The 15,367-nt window shown below is 66.0% G+C and carries 15 protein-coding genes; 10 read left to right on the plus strand and 5 right to left on the minus strand.

Features of this window, described 5'->3' with window-relative positions:
• Nucleotides 1-7 precede the first annotated feature (7 nt).
• Nucleotides 8-1,225: a tyrosine--tRNA ligase gene (tyrS, locus tag EUV02_RS08975; protein WP_135245899.1), complete on the minus strand. Its 1,218-nt coding sequence runs from the start codon at nucleotides 1,223-1,225 to the stop codon at nucleotides 8-10.
• An 18-nt stretch (nucleotides 1,226-1,243) separates the two neighbouring features.
• On the opposite strand from tyrS, the gene EUV02_RS08980 reads away from it, so the two are divergent.
• Nucleotides 1,244-2,356, plus strand: coding sequence for an anhydro-N-acetylmuramic acid kinase (locus EUV02_RS08980; protein WP_135245900.1), 1,113 nt, complete (start codon nucleotides 1,244-1,246; stop codon nucleotides 2,354-2,356).
• Here the strand turns inward: EUV02_RS08980 and EUV02_RS08985 are convergent.
• The gene (locus tag EUV02_RS08985) at nucleotides 2,345-3,241 is read right to left on the minus strand and encodes a hypothetical protein (RefSeq protein WP_135245901.1); all 897 of its coding nucleotides are present in this window, start codon (nucleotides 3,239-3,241) and stop codon (nucleotides 2,345-2,347) included. The genes EUV02_RS08980 and EUV02_RS08985 overlap by 12 nt on opposite strands.
• Nucleotides 3,242-3,390: 149 nt before the next feature.
• Between EUV02_RS08985 and EUV02_RS08990 the strand changes: the two genes are divergently transcribed.
• Nucleotides 3,391-3,993 carry a BLUF domain-containing protein gene (locus tag EUV02_RS08990; RefSeq protein ID WP_135245902.1) on the plus strand — a complete coding sequence of 201 codons (603 nt, stop codon included), beginning with the start codon at nucleotides 3,391-3,393 and terminating at the stop codon, nucleotides 3,991-3,993.
• Nucleotides 3,994-4,354: 361 nt separating this feature from the next.
• Nucleotides 4,355-4,933: a BLUF domain-containing protein gene (locus EUV02_RS08995; protein ID WP_135245903.1), complete on the plus strand. Its 579-nt coding sequence runs from the start codon at nucleotides 4,355-4,357 to the stop codon at nucleotides 4,931-4,933.
• Here the strand turns inward: EUV02_RS08995 and EUV02_RS09000 are convergent.
• Both EUV02_RS09000 and EUV02_RS09005 read right to left on the minus strand, forming a co-directional pair.
• The gene (locus tag EUV02_RS09000) at nucleotides 4,912-6,072 is read right to left on the minus strand and encodes a serine hydrolase domain-containing protein (RefSeq protein WP_135245904.1); all 1,161 of its coding nucleotides are present in this window, start codon (nucleotides 6,070-6,072) and stop codon (nucleotides 4,912-4,914) included. The two genes, EUV02_RS08995 and EUV02_RS09000, sit on opposite strands and share 22 nt — an antisense overlap.
• 423 nt (nucleotides 6,073-6,495) lie before the next feature.
• The gene (locus EUV02_RS09005; protein WP_135245905.1) at nucleotides 6,496-7,143 is read right to left on the minus strand and encodes an alpha/beta hydrolase; all 648 of its coding nucleotides are present in this window, start codon (nucleotides 7,141-7,143) and stop codon (nucleotides 6,496-6,498) included.
• A 100-nt stretch (nucleotides 7,144-7,243) separates the two neighbouring features.
• On the opposite strand from EUV02_RS09005, the gene EUV02_RS09010 reads away from it, so the two are divergent.
• The 7 genes from EUV02_RS09010 to EUV02_RS09040 are packed head-to-tail and all read left to right on the plus strand — an operon-like array spanning nucleotide 7,244 to nucleotide 13,808.
• Nucleotides 7,244-8,332: a cysteine desulfurase family protein gene (locus EUV02_RS09010; protein WP_135245906.1), complete on the plus strand. Its 1,089-nt coding sequence runs from the start codon at nucleotides 7,244-7,246 to the stop codon at nucleotides 8,330-8,332.
• On the plus strand, nucleotides 8,290-9,465 hold the full coding sequence (locus EUV02_RS09015; protein WP_341533708.1) for a cysteine desulfurase family protein: 1,176 nt from the start codon (nucleotides 8,290-8,292) through the stop codon (nucleotides 9,463-9,465). The genes EUV02_RS09010 and EUV02_RS09015 overlap by 43 nt, the downstream gene beginning before the upstream one ends.
• Nucleotides 9,462-9,797, plus strand: coding sequence for a 2Fe-2S iron-sulfur cluster-binding protein (locus EUV02_RS09020; RefSeq protein WP_135245907.1), 336 nt, complete (start codon nucleotides 9,462-9,464; stop codon nucleotides 9,795-9,797). Before EUV02_RS09015 ends, EUV02_RS09020 begins: the two co-directional genes overlap by 4 nt.
• Nucleotides 9,798-9,820: 23 nt before the next feature.
• Complete coding sequence (locus EUV02_RS09025; RefSeq protein WP_135245908.1) at nucleotides 9,821-11,020, plus strand: M20 metallopeptidase family protein; 1,200 nt, start codon at nucleotides 9,821-9,823, stop codon at nucleotides 11,018-11,020.
• A 5-nt stretch (nucleotides 11,021-11,025) separates the two neighbouring features.
• Complete coding sequence (locus EUV02_RS09030) at nucleotides 11,026-12,714, plus strand: alpha/beta hydrolase family protein (protein WP_207790150.1); 1,689 nt, start codon at nucleotides 11,026-11,028, stop codon at nucleotides 12,712-12,714.
• A 13-nt stretch (nucleotides 12,715-12,727) separates the two neighbouring features.
• A complete protein-coding gene (gene arsC, locus EUV02_RS09035; protein WP_135245909.1) occupies nucleotides 12,728-13,147 on the plus strand; it encodes an arsenate reductase (glutaredoxin) in 420 nt (139 codons plus the stop codon).
• A complete protein-coding gene (locus EUV02_RS09040; RefSeq protein WP_243445838.1) occupies nucleotides 13,140-13,808 on the plus strand; it encodes an aquaporin in 669 nt (222 codons plus the stop codon). Before arsC ends, EUV02_RS09040 begins: the two co-directional genes overlap by 8 nt.
• Nucleotides 13,809-13,874: 66 nt before the next feature.
• On the opposite strand, the gene ftsZ is transcribed toward EUV02_RS09040, so the two are convergent.
• Entirely contained in the window at nucleotides 13,875-15,311 is a 1,437-nt protein-coding gene (gene ftsZ, locus EUV02_RS09045; protein WP_135245910.1) for a cell division protein FtsZ, read from the minus strand.
• Nucleotides 15,312-15,367: the final 56 nt, after the last annotated feature.

Below are 15,367 nucleotides of genomic sequence, written 5' to 3' on the forward strand. Positions count from 1 at the left end.
GCGGACTTTAGCCGGCGACCAGCACGCCGTGGCGCTTCTTGCCGACCGACAGCTTCGCCGCACCCGGCAGATGCAGCGCTTCGTCGCTGACAGTCACGTCATCGACCTTGACGCCGCCGCCGCGAATCAGCCGCCGCGCTTCGCCCTTTGACGCCGCCATGTTCAGTCCGACAAGCGCATCGAGCAGCCCGATACCATCCGCACCGATGGCAAGCGACGGCAGGTCGCCGCCGGCCTCGCCCGCCTCGAACGTCGCGCGCGCGGTTTCGGCCGCCGCTGCGGCGGCCTCCGCACCGCGGCACAGCGCGGTTGCGGCGTCGGCGAGCGCCTTCTTTGCGGTGTTGATTTCGGCACCTTCGAGCGCTTCGTAGCGCCGGATTTCGGCTTCGGGGATTTCGGTGAACAGCCGCATGAACTTGCCGACATCGGCGTCCTGGGTGTTGCGCCAGAACTGCCAGTAGTCATAGCTCGGCAGTGAATCCTCGTGCAGCCAGACCGCGCCGTTCGCCGTCTTGCCCATCTTGGCGCCGTCCGACGTGGTGATCAGCGGCGTCGTCAATCCGAACGCATCCTTGCTGTCGACGCGGCGGATAAGGTCGGTGCCGTTGACGATATTGCCCCACTGGTCCGACCCGCCCATCTGCAGCCGGCAGCCGAAGCGCCGCGACAGTTCGAGGTAATCATAAGCCTGCAAGATCATGTAGTTGAATTCGAGGAAGCTCAGCGGCTGCTCGCGGTCGAGCCGCAGCTTGACCGAATCGAATGTCAGCATCCGGTTGATCGAAAAATGCCGGCCGATGTCGCGCAGGAACGGGATGTATTCCAGCTTGTCGAGCCAGTCGGCGTTGTTGACCATCACTGCATCGGTCGGGCCGTCACCGAAGGTCAGGAATCGTTCGAAGATGCGCTTGATCGTCGCCATGTTGCCGGCAATGCGCGCGTCATCGAGCAGCTGGCGCCCGGCATCCTTGCCCGACGGATCGCCGACCTTGGTGGTGCCGCCGCCCAAAAGCACGATCGGCTTGTGGCCGGTCTGTTGCAGCTTGCGCAGCATCATGATCGACACGAGATTGCCGATATGCAGGCTCGGTGCGGTGCAATCGAAACCGACATAGGCCGACACGACGCCGCCCGCCGCCGCTGCGTCGAGCGCGTCGGCGTCGGTGATCTGGTGGAGATAGCCGCGCTCGTCTAGGACACGGAGGAATTCGGATTTGTATGTCATGGCGGGAGGGTGCCTAGCATGAGCACGGGGGCTAGCGAAAGTCTGCTCGCGGTGGGCCTGATGTCGGGCACGTCGATGGACGGCATCGATGCGGCGCTGATCCGCACCGACGGCCATGACCTGGTGGCGCCGTTGGCATTCCACAGCGTCGCCTATGACGAACCGATGCGCGCGCGGCTGCGCGGTGCGATTGCGGCGGCGCTGACAATGGAACGACCGGCCCCGCACGCCGAAATTGACGCGGTGGCCCGCGACCAGACGCTCGCGCACGCAGCGGCGGTCAAGGCGTTGCTGGCGCAGGCCGGCGTGGCGGCGGCCGATGTCGCGCTCGTCGGCTTCCACGGCCAGACCATCGCGCACCGCCCCGACCGGCGCTGGACGTGGCAGATCGGCGACGGCGCGCTGCTGGCGCGCGAAACCGGCATCACCGTCGTGCATGACTTCCGTTGCGCCGATGTCGAAAGCGGCGGGCAGGGCGCGCCCTTGGCCCCTGCCTATCACCGCGCTTTGGTATCGGGATTCCGCAGCCAGGGGCCGGTCGCGGTGCTCAACCTCGGCGGCGTCGGCAACATTACCTGGTTTGCCGGTGACGACTGGGGGTCGTTCGATACCGGCCCCGGCAATGCACTGATCGACGACTGGGTCCGCGCCGAAGCCGGGCTGAGCCATGACGCCGGCGGTGCACTGGCCGCGTCGGGCAGTGTCCACGAACAGGTCGTCGCGGCAATGGCCGACCTGCCGTGGTTCGACCTTGCACCGCCCAAATCGCTCGACCGCCACGACTTCTCGCTCGGCGCGGCGCGCGGGCTCAGCCTCGCCGACGGCGCCGCGACGCTGACGGCGTTCACCGCGGTGACCGTCGCGCTGGCGCTCAACCACGTCCCCGCGCGCCCGTTGCGGCTGCTGGTCTGCGGCGGCGGCCGCCACAATGCGACGCTGATGGCGATGCTGGCGGCGCGAACCGGCGTCCAAACGTTGCCTGTCGAAGCGGCGGGCTGGAACGGCGACGCGCTCGAAGCCGAAGCCTTTGCCTATCTCGGTGCGCGGACGCTTATGGGCCTGCCGATCAGCTTCCCGCAAACCACCGGCGTCGCAGCCCCGATGTGCGGCGGGGTGATTTCACGCCCCTGATGGCGGTTCGAACAGCGGCCCGCGCGCCATCGACTGTGAGGCGCGCATGACCAGCAGCAGTTCGCCGCCATTGGCGAACGCCGTCGGGCCAAAGTCGCGGCACAGGTGGCGGCGCACATCGTCGGGAACCGATTCGCCCGGGATCACCGTACTCTGTGCGCACAGCGCCTCGAACGTCGCCTTATCGGCATCGTCATTGCCCGACAGGTCGCCGACGCGTTCGAGCAGCACCGGCTCGGCGACCGGTGAACCGCTCGAATCGGCGAGGCGCGTGAGGGTCAGGCCGTCGAGCACTTCGGCCTTCAGCCTTGCGACCAGATTCAATATGGCGAACACGAGGTTGGTGTTTTCACTGTCGGCGACGAATGCGAGCATTTGATTGTCGAACAACACGGCGTAGCCATCGAGCCGCATCTTCACGGCACCCAGCGCAATCACCATCGCGCCGCCACCGTTGCAACTGATCATCAAATGTTCGCGTATGAATTTGCCGGGGGCCAGTGCTGATGGTCGCGTCGAGCGCCAGAAACCCTCATACGCCCAGCCACGACGTGCGACATTGTCGCGCGCCTCCTCGATCAAGGGCGCGGCCAGCAACGGTTCGAGGACATCGTCGGGGCGAAGCCGCAACGTCGGCGGTGTCGTGACACCAAACCGCTTCGCCAGCTCGGCGATATCGACATCCCAGTCGAGCAGTGAAAAGCCCGCTTGATAGCCGGCAATCCATACAGTCAGCCGTTCGAGACTGCGTGCCGAAGGGTGGACGGCACCGGAAACCCAGCGGCCGACCAGCGGCTTGTCGACGCCCATTTCGGCGGCAGCGCGGCCGCGCGAGATTGATAGCGCCTTGAGGATCAATTCGAGCTTTGTCGCAAAGCTGGCCATGCAAAACCACCCGTCACACAGGCGAAACAAATGCGACACAAACTGCAAAAATGCAAGGGTTGCACATATTTAATGCATCGCTAAGGCTGTCGCTGCACGTTTCACTAATGTAACTAATTTCATTAACTCTGCATATCAAAGCCTTTTTGATGTTGCTGGAGGGAGCAGCTGTGATGGTAGCGAAGTGCACTGGGTGTCTTATCGAGCGGCGCGATCAACGGACTGTCGATTGCAACTTGCGTAGCGGGGCAAGTTGCGCGGCGACGACGGGGCCAACTGGCCGACGCTTTTATCAGGTTCTTTACCTTGGCGAACACGGGATGTCGGACGCGGCGCTCGACGGTTTCATCGACGACATCGAGGCCAAAACGGCCGAGCGGGCGCGGACATTCCGGCTCACCGGTGCACTGATGTTGACCAAGAACGTATTTGCGCAACTGCTGGAAGGTCCGCGTGACGAGGTCGAAGAATGCCTTGCCGGGCTGAAGAGCGACCCGCGCCACGCCAATGCGCTGTTGGTCGAGGAAGGCGCGGTCGGCGCGCGGCAGTTCAGTGGCTGGTCCGTGTCCTATGCCGATGCCGCAAGCTTCATCGGCCGCACAATGTTCCGGGCAATCGCCGGCGCGGCACTGGGTGGGCGCGGCGACATCAATCGACTCGTCCGGTTGATGCTTGAAGCCGGCGACTGCAACGACGTCGGCCTTGATGCCGCGCTGCAAGCCGTCGCCGATCAGGCGCCGAACATGGCATAAACCGCGCGCTCGAACGCGCCGAACTGCGCCATCGCCGGCGAACGGCAGCATCTGCATCAGCAGCACGCCCGTGCCAAAGGCAGTAGCGCACAGCAATATCCATCGGCAGCAAAAAGCCGTCATTGCAGGTGGTGATCGCGCACGTCAGTCGGGCATGCCTGCGATGCAGGATTGCCTGTCGCGTGCGAGAAACAAACCCTACCCGCAATGAAAAAATGCAACCAGTGCACCTAGTTGCATTCAGTTGCATTGGCTTTGCCGATTTTTTTGTGACGTCGATGGAACCTTTGGCGCCGCGTGACGTTTCTTCGTCGATGCGCGGCAACGCACACTTTTCTGGTTTCTGGATGGAGTTGTTGGGATGGCAACAACATGTATCGGGTGTCTGATTGAACGACGGGGTCAGCGAACCGCCGATTGCGACAGGGACCGCGGTCGCAACTGCGCGGCAACTGCAGACTCCACTGGCTGGCGCTTCTATCAAATCCTCTATCTCGGCGAACACGGGCTTGCGGACGACACGCTCGAGTGCTGCATCGACGATATCCGCGCCGAAACGGCCGCACGGGCGCGGGCATTCCGGCTGACCGGCGGGTTGATGTTGACCAAAAGGGGCTTCGCGCAACTGCTCGAAGGGCCGCGCGCCGACGTCGAAAACTGCCTGGCGGCGCTGCGCAGCGACCCGCGCCACGCCAATGGCTTGTTGCTTGAAGAAGGCGAAGTGGGCGCCAGGCAGTTCGACGGCTGGTCGACGTCCTATGCCGGCCCCGCGAGCTTTGTCGGCCGCATGACATTCCGGGCGATCACCGCGTCGGCGTTCGGCGCGCGCGGCGAAATCAACCGACTGGTGCGGCTGATGGTCGAAGCCGACGTACGCGACAGCGGCGACATTGACGCCCTGGCGCTAGATGCGGGCGATCACGCATTCACTGCGGCATAGACCGCGCGCTCGAAAGCCCCGAAAAGCGCCATCGCCTGCGCGTCGGCGAACGGCAGCATCTGCATCAGCAGCACGCCCGCGACGTTGGTCGCGGGGTCCGCCCAATAGTAGCAGTTGGCGAGCCCGGCCCAGGCGAGACTGCCGGCGCTGCGGCCATCGGCGCCGGGCGCCGGGTTGATCTGCCAGCTCAGCCCCCAGTGCGCTGGGGCGCCCTGTGCCAGATCGAGGTCGTTTGACAGGTGCGGCGCGGCGCTGGTCAGTGTGCGCAGGGCGACGTCGCCAAGGTGGTTGGCCTGCATGACGCGCACGGTTTCTGGCTTGAGGATGTGCGCGCCGTTGAGCGTGCCGCCGTTCAGGACCATCTGCAGGAAGCGCAGATAATCATGCGCCGTGCCGTGCAGCCCGCCGCCGCCGCCGTGGAATTCTGGGTCTTCGGCTGTGGCGAAATCGATCGTGGCGATGCTGCCGTCGGCGGCGCGTGCGGTCATGCCGGCGTGGCGCGTCGCCCAGCTGGCGCGCGGGGTGAAGCTGGTATCGACCATGCCCAGCGGTGCGGCGATATGGTCTTCGACATAGGCGTCGAGCGCTTTGCCCGACGCCGCCTCGACCGCCTTGCCGGCCCAATCAATACCGATGCCATATTCCCAGTTGGTGCCGGGATCGAACATCAGCGGTGTGTTCAACGCGGCGTTCAATGAGGTGCCAAGGCTCGGGATCCCGAGCACCTTCGCCGCCTTGGCGAAGTCGGCGTTCCACATGTCATAGACATGGCCCGAGGTGTGGGTGAGCAGGTGGCGCAGTGTGATCGGGCGCTTGGGGGCGCGCAACTTGACGCTGCCATCGGCGGCAAAGCCGTCGAACACCTGCGCGCGGCCGAGTTCGGGGAGCAGGTTGCCCAGCGGTGCGTCAAGGTCGAGCTTGCCGGCTTCGACGAGCTGCATCGCGGCGGTCGCGGTCACCGCTTTGGTCATCGAGGCGAGCCAGAAAATGGAGTCCTCGGTCATCGGGGTGGGGGTGCCGGGCGCCAGCCTGCCGAAGGCCTGCGAAAACAATGACTTGCCGTTGTGCGACGCGGCAGCGACGAAGCCGGGGGTAAGGTGCTGCGCCGATGCGGCGGACAGAGCTTGGGCGATGGTCATGGCGTTGCTTTCGTTATCATAACGTAATGATTTGCGTTCAACGAAAGCTTAGGATGGAGGGCGTGCACGCGCAATAACGCTGGACCCGTAAAGACTGACCAGATTCGGCGCGCAAGTTGTTGCGATTGTTGAGGTGGGCGAATCGCGCAACTGTACTCTGTTGCATTGAAAATAAACCAACACCGCTCATCCCGAGCGAAGTCGAGGGACGCGCCGACAGTTGGGCATGTCCCTCGACTTTGCTCGGGATGAGCGGGTTTTAGGTATGTAGGGGTTCAAGCGGCCCGTCGTGGCAAAGCCACGCCGTCGGACGGGTTCGGGCGGGGTGTCCGCCCGACCCGCCGGCCGGGCCTGCGCGAGTCCGCGCCCAAGTCGAAAATCGCGAAGGGCAATTCTCGCCTTGTGCGCTGGCTGCGCTACGCCTTAGCGGTCCGCGCTGAGCCTTTTGTCCAGATAAGCATCCACCACCTTCATCAAATCGGGCATCTCATGCTCGAAGAAGTGGTTGGCGCCCGGAATGGTCGCATGGTCGATGGTGATGTGGCGCTGCGTCTTGAGCTTGTCGACGAGCTTCTGGACGCTGCTGCCGGTCACGACTTCGTCGGCCCCGCCATCGACGATCAGGCCCGACGACGGGCATGGCGCGAGGAAGGTGAAGTCGTACATGTTGGCGGGCGGTGCGATGCTGAGGAAGCCGCGCACTTCGGGGCGGCGCATCAGCAGCTGCATGCCGATCCACGCGCCGAAGCTGAAGCCGCCGACCCAGGTCGTCGATGCTTCGGGGTTGAACTGCTGCATCCAGTCGAGCGCGCTCGCGGCATCCGACAGCTCACCGACACCGTTGTCGAAAGTGCCCTGGCTGCGGCCGACGCCGCGGAAGTTGAAGCGCAGCGTCGCAAACCCACGACGGACAAACGTGTTGTACATCGCCATGACGATGCTGTTGTTCATCGTGCCGCCGCCCTGCGGATGCGGGTGGAGCAGGATGGCGACGGGGGCACGCGGCCGGCTGGCGGGCTGGTAACGACCTTCGAGGCGGCCTTCGGGGCCGGCAAAAATGACTTCGGGCATCGGACCTGCGCAGATTGAGGTGAGGGGGTGCGCTCGGGCACCGTTGGCGTCTATATAGTCACCAGCGCCAAAATCGCAACGTAAACCGCCGGAGCCCAAGCTGAACGCACCCGCCTATCTCGATTATGCCGCGACCGCGCCGATCGATCCGGCAGCGGTGGCAGCGATGACGGTGGCGGCGGCGCACTGGGCCAATCCGTCATCGGTGCACCGCGCCGGCCGTGCCGCGCATGCCGCGCTGGAGGACGCCCGCGAAGGCATCGCGCGCGGTCTCGGCTGCCAGCCGTCGGCGCTGGTGTTCACCAGCGGCGGCACCGAGGCGCTGGGGCTGGCGTTGAACGGCGTGGTCGCAACGCGGCGGCTGGTGTCGGCGGTCGAACATGATGCAGTGCGCGCGCAGGCGGCGGGTGCCGAAATCATCCCGGTCGACGGCGAAGGCCGTGTGGACCTTGATGCGCTCGAAAAGCTGCTCGCAGCCGGCCCGGCGCTGGTCGCTGTGATGCAGGCGAACAATGAAACCGGCGCGCTGCAGCCATTGGCCGACGTGCAGGCGCTGGTCCATGCGGCGGGTGGCCGCCTGCTCGTCGATGCGGTGCAGGGTGCCGGCAAAATCGCCTGCCCGCACGGCGATTTTGTCGCGGTGTCGGCGCACAAGCTCGGCGGCCCGCCGGGTGTCGGCGCGCTAATCGCGCGCTGCGCCGAAGACCTTGTCGGCGTCCAGCGCGGCGGCGGCCAGGAACGCGGCTTCCGCGCCGGCACCGAGAATTTGCCCGGCATTGCCGGCTTTGCCGCCGCACTCGTGGCACGTACCGCCGACGCCGGCTGGCAGGACCGTGTCGGTGTGTTGCGCGACCGGCTCGAAACACGACTGCGCGCGGCGGGCGCCATCGTTCACGGCGCCGGTGCACCCCGCCTTCCAACTATTAGCAACCTCGCGATGCCCGGAGTCGCCGCCTCGACGCAGGTCATGGCGCTCGATCTGGCCGGCTTTGCGGTCAGCGCCGGCGCGGCGTGTTCATCGGGCAAGGTGACCACCAGCCATGTGCTGACCGCGATGGGGATTGCCCCGGCATTGGCCGGCCAGTCGATCCGCGTCAGTCTCGGCTGGTTGACCACCGAGGCCGAAATCGATGGCTTTGCCGCCGCGTGGGAAGCGCTGGCGGCGCGGCAGGCGAGCCGCGCGGCATGATGCCGGTCTATCTCGACTATGGCGCGACGACGCCGCTCGACCCGCGTGTGGCCGCCGCGATGGAGCCCTGGGGCGTCGAAAAGTTCGGCAACCCGCATTCGGCGCACCGCTGGGGCTATGAGGCCGCCGCCGCCGTGGCGCTGGCGCGCGAACAGGTGGCGGTGTTGATAGGCGCGGCGCCCGACCGCGTGCAGTTCACCAGCGGCGCCACCGAGTCGGTCAACTGGGCGCTCAAGGGCGTGCTCACCGCGCCGGGGCAGCGCCGCAACCGCATCGTGACGGTGGCGACGGAACATAGCTGCGTGCTCGAAACCGCGCGCTACCTCGAACGGCTCGGCGCGACGTTGACGGTGCTGCCGGTCGGCGAAGACGGGTTGGTCGATATCGACGACGTCGAAGCTGCCGTGTCGGGCGATGAAGTCGCGCTGGTCTCAACTATGCTCGTCAACAACGAGATCGGCGTCATCCAGCCGATCGCCGATATTGCCGGCATCGCGCATCGGCACGGCGCGTTGATGCACTGCGACGCCGCTCAGGGCTTCGGCAAAATGCCCGTTGACGTCAACGCGCTCGGCATCGACCTGCTCAGCGTCACCGCGCACAAATGCTACGGGCCCAAGGGCATCGGCGCACTCTACATCCGCGACGGCGTCGAACTCGAACCGCTGCTCCAAGGCGGCGGGCAGGAGGATGGGCGTTCGGGCACGCTGCCGACGGCACTGTGCGTCGGACTCGGTGCGGCGGCGGCGCTGGCGCAGGCCGAACTTGAGACGGGAGAGGCGCATGCCCGCAGGCTGCGCGACCGGCTGCTCGGCCAACTCGACTTCGACTATCGCATCAATGGCGCGCTCGACCCGCGCTGGCCGGGCAATCTCAATTTCGAAGTCATCGGCATCGCCGGCGAGCGGCTGCTGTCGTCGCTGCGCGGCATTGCGGTTTCGTCGGGTTCGGCCTGCGCGGCACAGTCGGGGCGGCCGAGCCATGTGCTGCTGGCGCTCGGGCGCTCGCCGCAAGCGGCGCGTGCCAGCCTGCGCCTCGGCTGGGGCCGCTTCACCACCGAAGCCGACATCGACACTGCCGCCTCTGAACTCAACGCAGTCGTCGCGCGGCTCAAAGCAGGTCGCGCCGCATGACATTGGTGCGCTTCATCTCCGCCGATGGCGCCAGCGTGACCGAGGTCGAGGCCAAGCCCGGCACACGGCTGCTCGACCTCGCACAGGTCAACGACCAGCCGCTCGAAGGCACCTGCGAAGGTGCGATGGCGTGCTCGACCTGCCATGTGCTGATCGGCGCCGCCGACTTTGCCAAATTGCCGCCGCCGACCGACGAGGAGGAGGACATGCTCGACTTCGCCGCCGGCGTCGGGCGGACCTCGCGGTTGGCGTGCCAAATCTGGTTGACCGATGCACTCGAAAGCCTTGAAGTGCGGATGCCTGCCGCGGCGGTCGACATGTCGCGGCGCTGACAACAAACCCGGGGGAGACGACGATGCTGCTGACCGACTGGACCGCCGATGCGGATGCGCTGCTCCCCGAAACCGTCGCATTGCGCCGTGCCATCCACACCGAACCGGAAGTCGGGCTGCACCTGCCCAAGACCACCGCGCGCATCAAGGCCGAGCTTGCCGGGCTGCCGCTCGAATTCCGCGAGGGGCCATCGACCACCGGGCTGATCGCGGTGCTCAAGGGTGCTGCAAACGGCCGCACCGTGCTGCTGCGCGGCGACATGGACGCGCTGCCGATGACCGAACACACTGGGCTCGATTATGCCTCGCAGACCGATGGCGCGATGCACGCCTGCGGCCATGACGCGCATGTCGCGATGCTCGTCGGTGCGGCGAAGGTGCTGTGCGCCAAGCGCGACAGGCTGGCCGGCACGGTGCTGTTCATGTTCCAGCCCGGCGAGGAAGGCTGGCACGGTGCGCGCCACATGCTCGATGACGGGCTGATTGACCCGCTGCCCGACGCCGCGTTCGCGCTGCATATGTCGCCCAACATGCAGGCGGGCGTGTTCGCCGGCCGTGCCGGGCCGCTGCTGGCGTCGTCGGACAAATTGCGCATCACCGTCAACGGGCGAGGCGGCCATGCCTCGATGCCGCACGACGCGCTCGACCCGATTCCGGTGGCGTGCGCGATTGTCGGCGCAATCCAGACCTATATCACCCGGACGATTTCTGTGTTTGACCCCGCCGTCGTTACCTTTGGCCGCATCGAGGCGGGCTCGACCGACAACGTCATTCCCGCCGAAGCCAAGATGTGGGGCACCTTGCGCACACTGTCCGAACGTACCCGCGACACGATGCACGCCGGATTGAAGGCCATCGTCGAACATACCGCGCTGGCTTACGGCGCCACCGCCGAAATCGACATCGAGACAGGCTTCCCGGTCACCGTCTGCGACAGCCGCGCCGCCGCGCTGGCGCAACGCACCGTACAGGACGTGTTCGGCGCCGACGCCTGGGCGACAATGCCGACGCCGATGATGGGCGCCGAGGATTTCGCCTATGTCCTGCAGCGCGCGCCCGGCGCGATGATGTTCCTGGGCGCGGCGCCGGTCGCCACCGGCTGGCACAGCTGCTGCGGGTTGCATTCGAACCGCATGACCATCGACGACTCGGTGCTGGCCCGCGGTGTCGCGCTGCACTGCGCGCTGGCCGAACGCTATCTTGCGGAGGGGTTCGCGGAGTAGCCCCGGTGCGCGGGTTCTGGCTGCTGGTGCTCGGCCTTCTACTGGTCATTGGCGGCAGCTGGGCGGCGTCGCGCATCCAGTCGGCGGACGGCACGCGTGTCACCGACATCCGTTTTGCCGGCGACAATGGCACGACCTTGCGCGCGCTGCTTTATATCCCCGCCGGTGTCGATGCGGCGCACAAGGCCCCCGCCATCCTTGCGGTGCATGGCTATATCAACACCGCTGAAACACAGAGCGCCTTCGCGATCGAATTCGCGCGCCGCGGCTATGTAGTGCTGGCAATCGACCAAGCGGGGCATGGCTATAGTAGCGGCCCGGCGTTTGCCAACGGCTTCGGCGGTCCGGCGTCGCTGCGTTACCTGCGGTCACTGCCCTATGTCGATACCGCCAACATCGGCCTTGAAGGTCATAGCATGGGCGGTTGGACGGTGCTGGCGGCGGCCTCCGCGCTGCCCGACGGCTACCGGTCTATAGTCCTCGAAGGGTCATCGACGGGCAAGCCGTTTGCTGCCGACGGCACGCCAAGCTGGCCGCGCAACGTCGCGGTGGTGTTCAGCCGTTTCGATGAATTCTCGACGATCATGTGGGGTGTCGACCGTGCACAGGATGTTGCAACCAGCCCGAAACTGCAGGCGCTGTTCGGCACGACTTCGCCGGTCATCCCCGGCCGCATCTACGGTGACATCGCTGCCGGTACCGCGCGCCGGCTGACGACGCCGGTCGCCACGCATCCAGGCGATCACATCAGCCATGCCGCCGTCGCCGACAGCCTCGACTGGTTCGGCCGCACGTTGCAAGGCGGCGAGCCGCGCGCGCTGACCGATCACATCTGGCTGACCAAGGAACTCGCCACCGGCGTCGCACTGGCTGGCATCGTGCCGTTGCTTGTCGGCGCGTTCAGTCGGTTGCTAGCGCTGCCACCGTTTGCGCCTTTGCGCCGCACTCCCGAACCGCGCGTGCGCCGCCGTGACGCGCAATGGCGCCGGAGCTTCTGGCTGACAACGCTGGTGCCGCCGCTGACGCTACTACCGGTGTTCATCGCCGTCACTTTGTTGCTGCCGCCCAGCGCGTTGCTGCCGCAAACCGTCAGCACGCAGGTCGTATTGTGGATGCTGGTCAATGCCGCGATCACCTGGGCGCTCGACCGCCGCCAGCCGCCAGTGCCCTATGTCGCGCCCTATTGGGGCCGTTCGCTGGCCCTGGCGCTGCTGACTGTTGGGTTTGCCTATGCCTTGGTTGAGGCCATCGCTGCGTTGTTCATCGTCGATCTGCGCTTCTGGGTCGTCGCGCTCAAACCGCTCAGCGCCGCGCAGGCGCGGATGCTGCCCATCTACCTGCTGCCGATGCTGCTGTTCTTCATTGTCAGCCAGCGCGCGCTACTCGGCCGGTTGATGGTCGCGGGCGAGGGGCCGTGGCGCCAGACATTCGTCGCCGTCGGTGCGCTCGCGGGCGGCTTCGCCCTGCTACTCGGGCTCGACTATGCGCTGCTGTTTGCCACCGGACGTCTGCCCACCGGCTTCGATCCGTTGACTACCGTCATCGCCATCCAGTTCATTCCCCTGCTCGCCGCGCTCGGTGTCATCACCGTGGCATGTTGGCGGCGTACCGCGAGCGCTATCCCCGGCGCGTTGCTGAGCGCGCTGCTTGTCGCTTGGTACGTCGTCGCTGGCACCGCGACGCAATTTGGCTGAAAGGAACCTGCGTGTGACCGTTACCATCTACCACAACCCGGCTTGCGGGACCTCGCGCAACACATTAGCGATGATCCGCGCGGCGGGCATCGAACCACAGGTCATCGAGTATCTGAAAACACCGCCGTCACGCGACACGCTGAAGGCGCTGGTCGCGGCAAGCGGCGGCAGTGTCCGCGCACTGATCCGCGAAAAGGCGCCGCCCTATGCCGAGCGCGGCCTCGCCGATCCGGCGCTCTCCGACGACGCACTGCTCGACGCCATGCTGGCCGAACCGATCCTGATCAACCGGCCCATTGTGGTGACGCCCAAGGGCACCGCCTTATGCCGGCCGTCGGAACTGGTGTTCGGCCTGCTCGACGCCCCGCTGGCGACCGACTTCACCAAGGAAGACGGCGAAGTCGTACCCGCGCGCAAGTCCGACAATGCCTGAATCGTTGGCGCGCCGACTGGTGGCCGAAGCACTCGGATCGGCATTGCTGTTCGCTACCGTCGTGGGCTCGGGCATCATGGCGTTGCAGCTCGCGGGCGGCAATGTCGCGGTGGCTTTGCTCGCCAACACGCTCGCCACCGGCGCGATGCTGTTTGTGCTGATCACGGTCTTCGGGCCGGTTTCCGGGGCCCACTTCAATCCAGCGGTGTCGCTGGTCATGGCATTGCGTGGTGATCTCGGGCGCGCCGACGCGTTGGCCTACGCGCTGGTCCAGCTCGGCGGCGGCATCATCGGCGTCTGCGTAGCGCATGCGATGTTTGAAGCGCCGATCTGGCAGCTTTCGAGCCACGTCCGCACCGGCGGCGGCCAATGGCTCGCCGAAGGCGTCGCAACTTTTGGCCTGGTGCTGACGATCCTCGGCACGGTGCGCCACCGGTCGGCATGGGTGCCCGCGACGGTGGCGCTGTATATCAGCGCAGCTTATTGGTTCACTGCTTCGACCAGCTTCGCCAATCCGGCAATTACTGTAGCGCGCTCACTCAGCGACAGTTTCGCCGGTATCCGGCCAGTCGATGTGCCGGGGTTCGTTGCGGCGCAATTTGCCGGCGCGCTGCTTGCTGCGGTTGTGGCGCGCAAGCTGTTCGACGTGCCTCACCGCTGACGCAGGGTCGGCCCGCGTCTGCGGTGGTTAGCAGACGCGGGTCGAGACGTTTCAAAGTCCGATGGCCTAGTCGTTAATCTGGCGCTTGAAGAAGCGCGGGATCTCCATGTCGGCACCGGCATCGGTCGAGACTTCGGGCTCGGGCGCCAGCGTTGCTGGACGCGCCGGCTTGGTCGAGCGGCTGAGGTTGAGCATCTTCTGGAACAGCGAAGGCGCCGGTTCGGCCTCGGCTTCGTCTTCGAGCACCATCGGCTCGGGCTCGACCGGTGCCGTGACGGCAGCGATTGGCTGGTCGCCGGGGGTGAAGCGGAAGCTGGCAACCGGTGCTTCCTCGACGGGCTCAAGATCGAGCTCGGCGACTTCGGGGGCTTCGAGGACCAGCGGCGCCTCCTCGATTTCGACAGACTCGACAACCGCCGCGACCACCGGTTCGGCAACCGCAGGTGTCGCCGGCCGTGCCGCTGATGTGGTCGGGAAGGCGGTACGGACGCCCCCCCATTCGGACGATTTGGTCGGGACGGCCACCGACGGCGTGCGGGCGACGGCGTCGATGCCGGTGGCGACCACCGACACGCGCATCACGCCGTCGAGGTCGGGGTTGAACGCCGAGCCGACGATGATGTTGGCTTCGGGATCGACCATTTCGCGGATATAGGTCGCGGCTTCATCGACTTCCATCAGGCGGAGGTCATCGCCGCCGGTGATGTTGATGATGACGCCCTTGGCGCCGCGCATGCTGACTTCGTCGAGCAGCGGGTTGGCGATGGCCTTCTCTGCGGCTTCGATGGCGCGGTTGTCGCCCGAAGCCTCGCCGGTCCCCATCATCGCCTTGCCCATTTCGGACATGACGGTGCGGATATCGGCAAAGTCCAGGTTGATCAGGCCGGGCATGATCATCAGGTCGGTGATGCCGCGCACGCCCTGGTGCAGGACCTGGTCGGCCATCGCAAACGCTTCCTTGAAGGTCGTGTTGGCGTTGGCGATCAGGAACAGGTTCTGGTTGGGGATGATGATCAGTGTGTCGACGTGCTTCTGCAGTTCGGCGATGCCTTCTTCGGCCGAACGCATCCGGCGGATGCCTTCGAACGCGAACGGCTTGGTGACGACACCGACGGTCAGGATGCCTTTTTCGCGCGCCGCGCGGGCGACGACGGGGGCCGCACCGGTGCCGGTGCCGCCGCCCATGCCGGCGGTGATGAACACCATGTGCGCGCCTTCGAGGCTGGCATCAAGCTGGTCGATGGTTTCCTCGGCGGCAGCACGGCCGATTTCGGGGCGCGAGCCGGCGCCCAGGCCCTGGGTGATCTTCAGGCCGAGCTGGATGCGGGTTTCGGCCTGGCTGGCGGCGAGCGCCTGTGCATCGGTGTTCGCCACGACGAAATCGACGCCCTGCAGATTGGCGTTGATCATGTTGGTGACTGCGTTGCCGCCCGCGCCGCCGACACCGATAACGGTAATCCGGGGCTTGAGCTCGGTCAGTTCGGGTCGTTTCAGTTCAAGCATTTCAGGTCTCCCTCTATCCCTGTTTGGCGCCCGGATTGGGCCTTGTTGCGGTAAAG

Source organism: Glacieibacterium arshaanense (genome assembly GCF_004681125.1).
GTDB classification, from domain to species: domain Bacteria; phylum Pseudomonadota; class Alphaproteobacteria; order Sphingomonadales; family Sphingomonadaceae; genus Polymorphobacter_A; species Polymorphobacter_A arshaanense.

Bases quoted from the DNA above. Each gene is read 5' to 3' on its own strand.
- tyrS (WP_135245899.1), bottom strand. From the start codon at position 1,225: ATGACATACAAATCCGAATTCCTCCGTGTCCTAGACGAGCGCGGCTAT.
- EUV02_RS08980 (WP_135245900.1), top strand. From the start codon at position 1,244: ATGAGCACGGGGGCTAGCGAAAGTCTGCTCGCGGTGGGCCTGATGTCG.
- EUV02_RS08985 (WP_135245901.1), bottom strand. From the start codon at position 3,241: ATGGCCAGCTTTGCGACAAAGCTCGAATTGATCCTCAAGGCGCTATCA.
- EUV02_RS08990 (WP_135245902.1), top strand. From the start codon at position 3,391: ATGTTGCTGGAGGGAGCAGCTGTGATGGTAGCGAAGTGCACTGGGTGT.
- EUV02_RS08995 (WP_135245903.1), top strand. From the start codon at position 4,355: ATGGCAACAACATGTATCGGGTGTCTGATTGAACGACGGGGTCAGCGA.
- EUV02_RS09000 (WP_135245904.1), bottom strand. From the start codon at position 6,072: ATGACCATCGCCCAAGCTCTGTCCGCCGCATCGGCGCAGCACCTTACC.
- EUV02_RS09005 (WP_135245905.1), bottom strand. From the start codon at position 7,143: ATGCCCGAAGTCATTTTTGCCGGCCCCGAAGGCCGCCTCGAAGGTCGT.
- EUV02_RS09020 (WP_135245907.1), top strand. From the start codon at position 9,462: ATGACATTGGTGCGCTTCATCTCCGCCGATGGCGCCAGCGTGACCGAG.
- EUV02_RS09025 (WP_135245908.1), top strand. From the start codon at position 9,821: ATGCTGCTGACCGACTGGACCGCCGATGCGGATGCGCTGCTCCCCGAA.
- EUV02_RS09040 (WP_243445838.1), top strand. From the start codon at position 13,140: ATGCCTGAATCGTTGGCGCGCCGACTGGTGGCCGAAGCACTCGGATCG.
- ftsZ (WP_135245910.1), bottom strand. From the start codon at position 15,311: ATGCTTGAACTGAAACGACCCGAACTGACCGAGCTCAAGCCCCGGATT.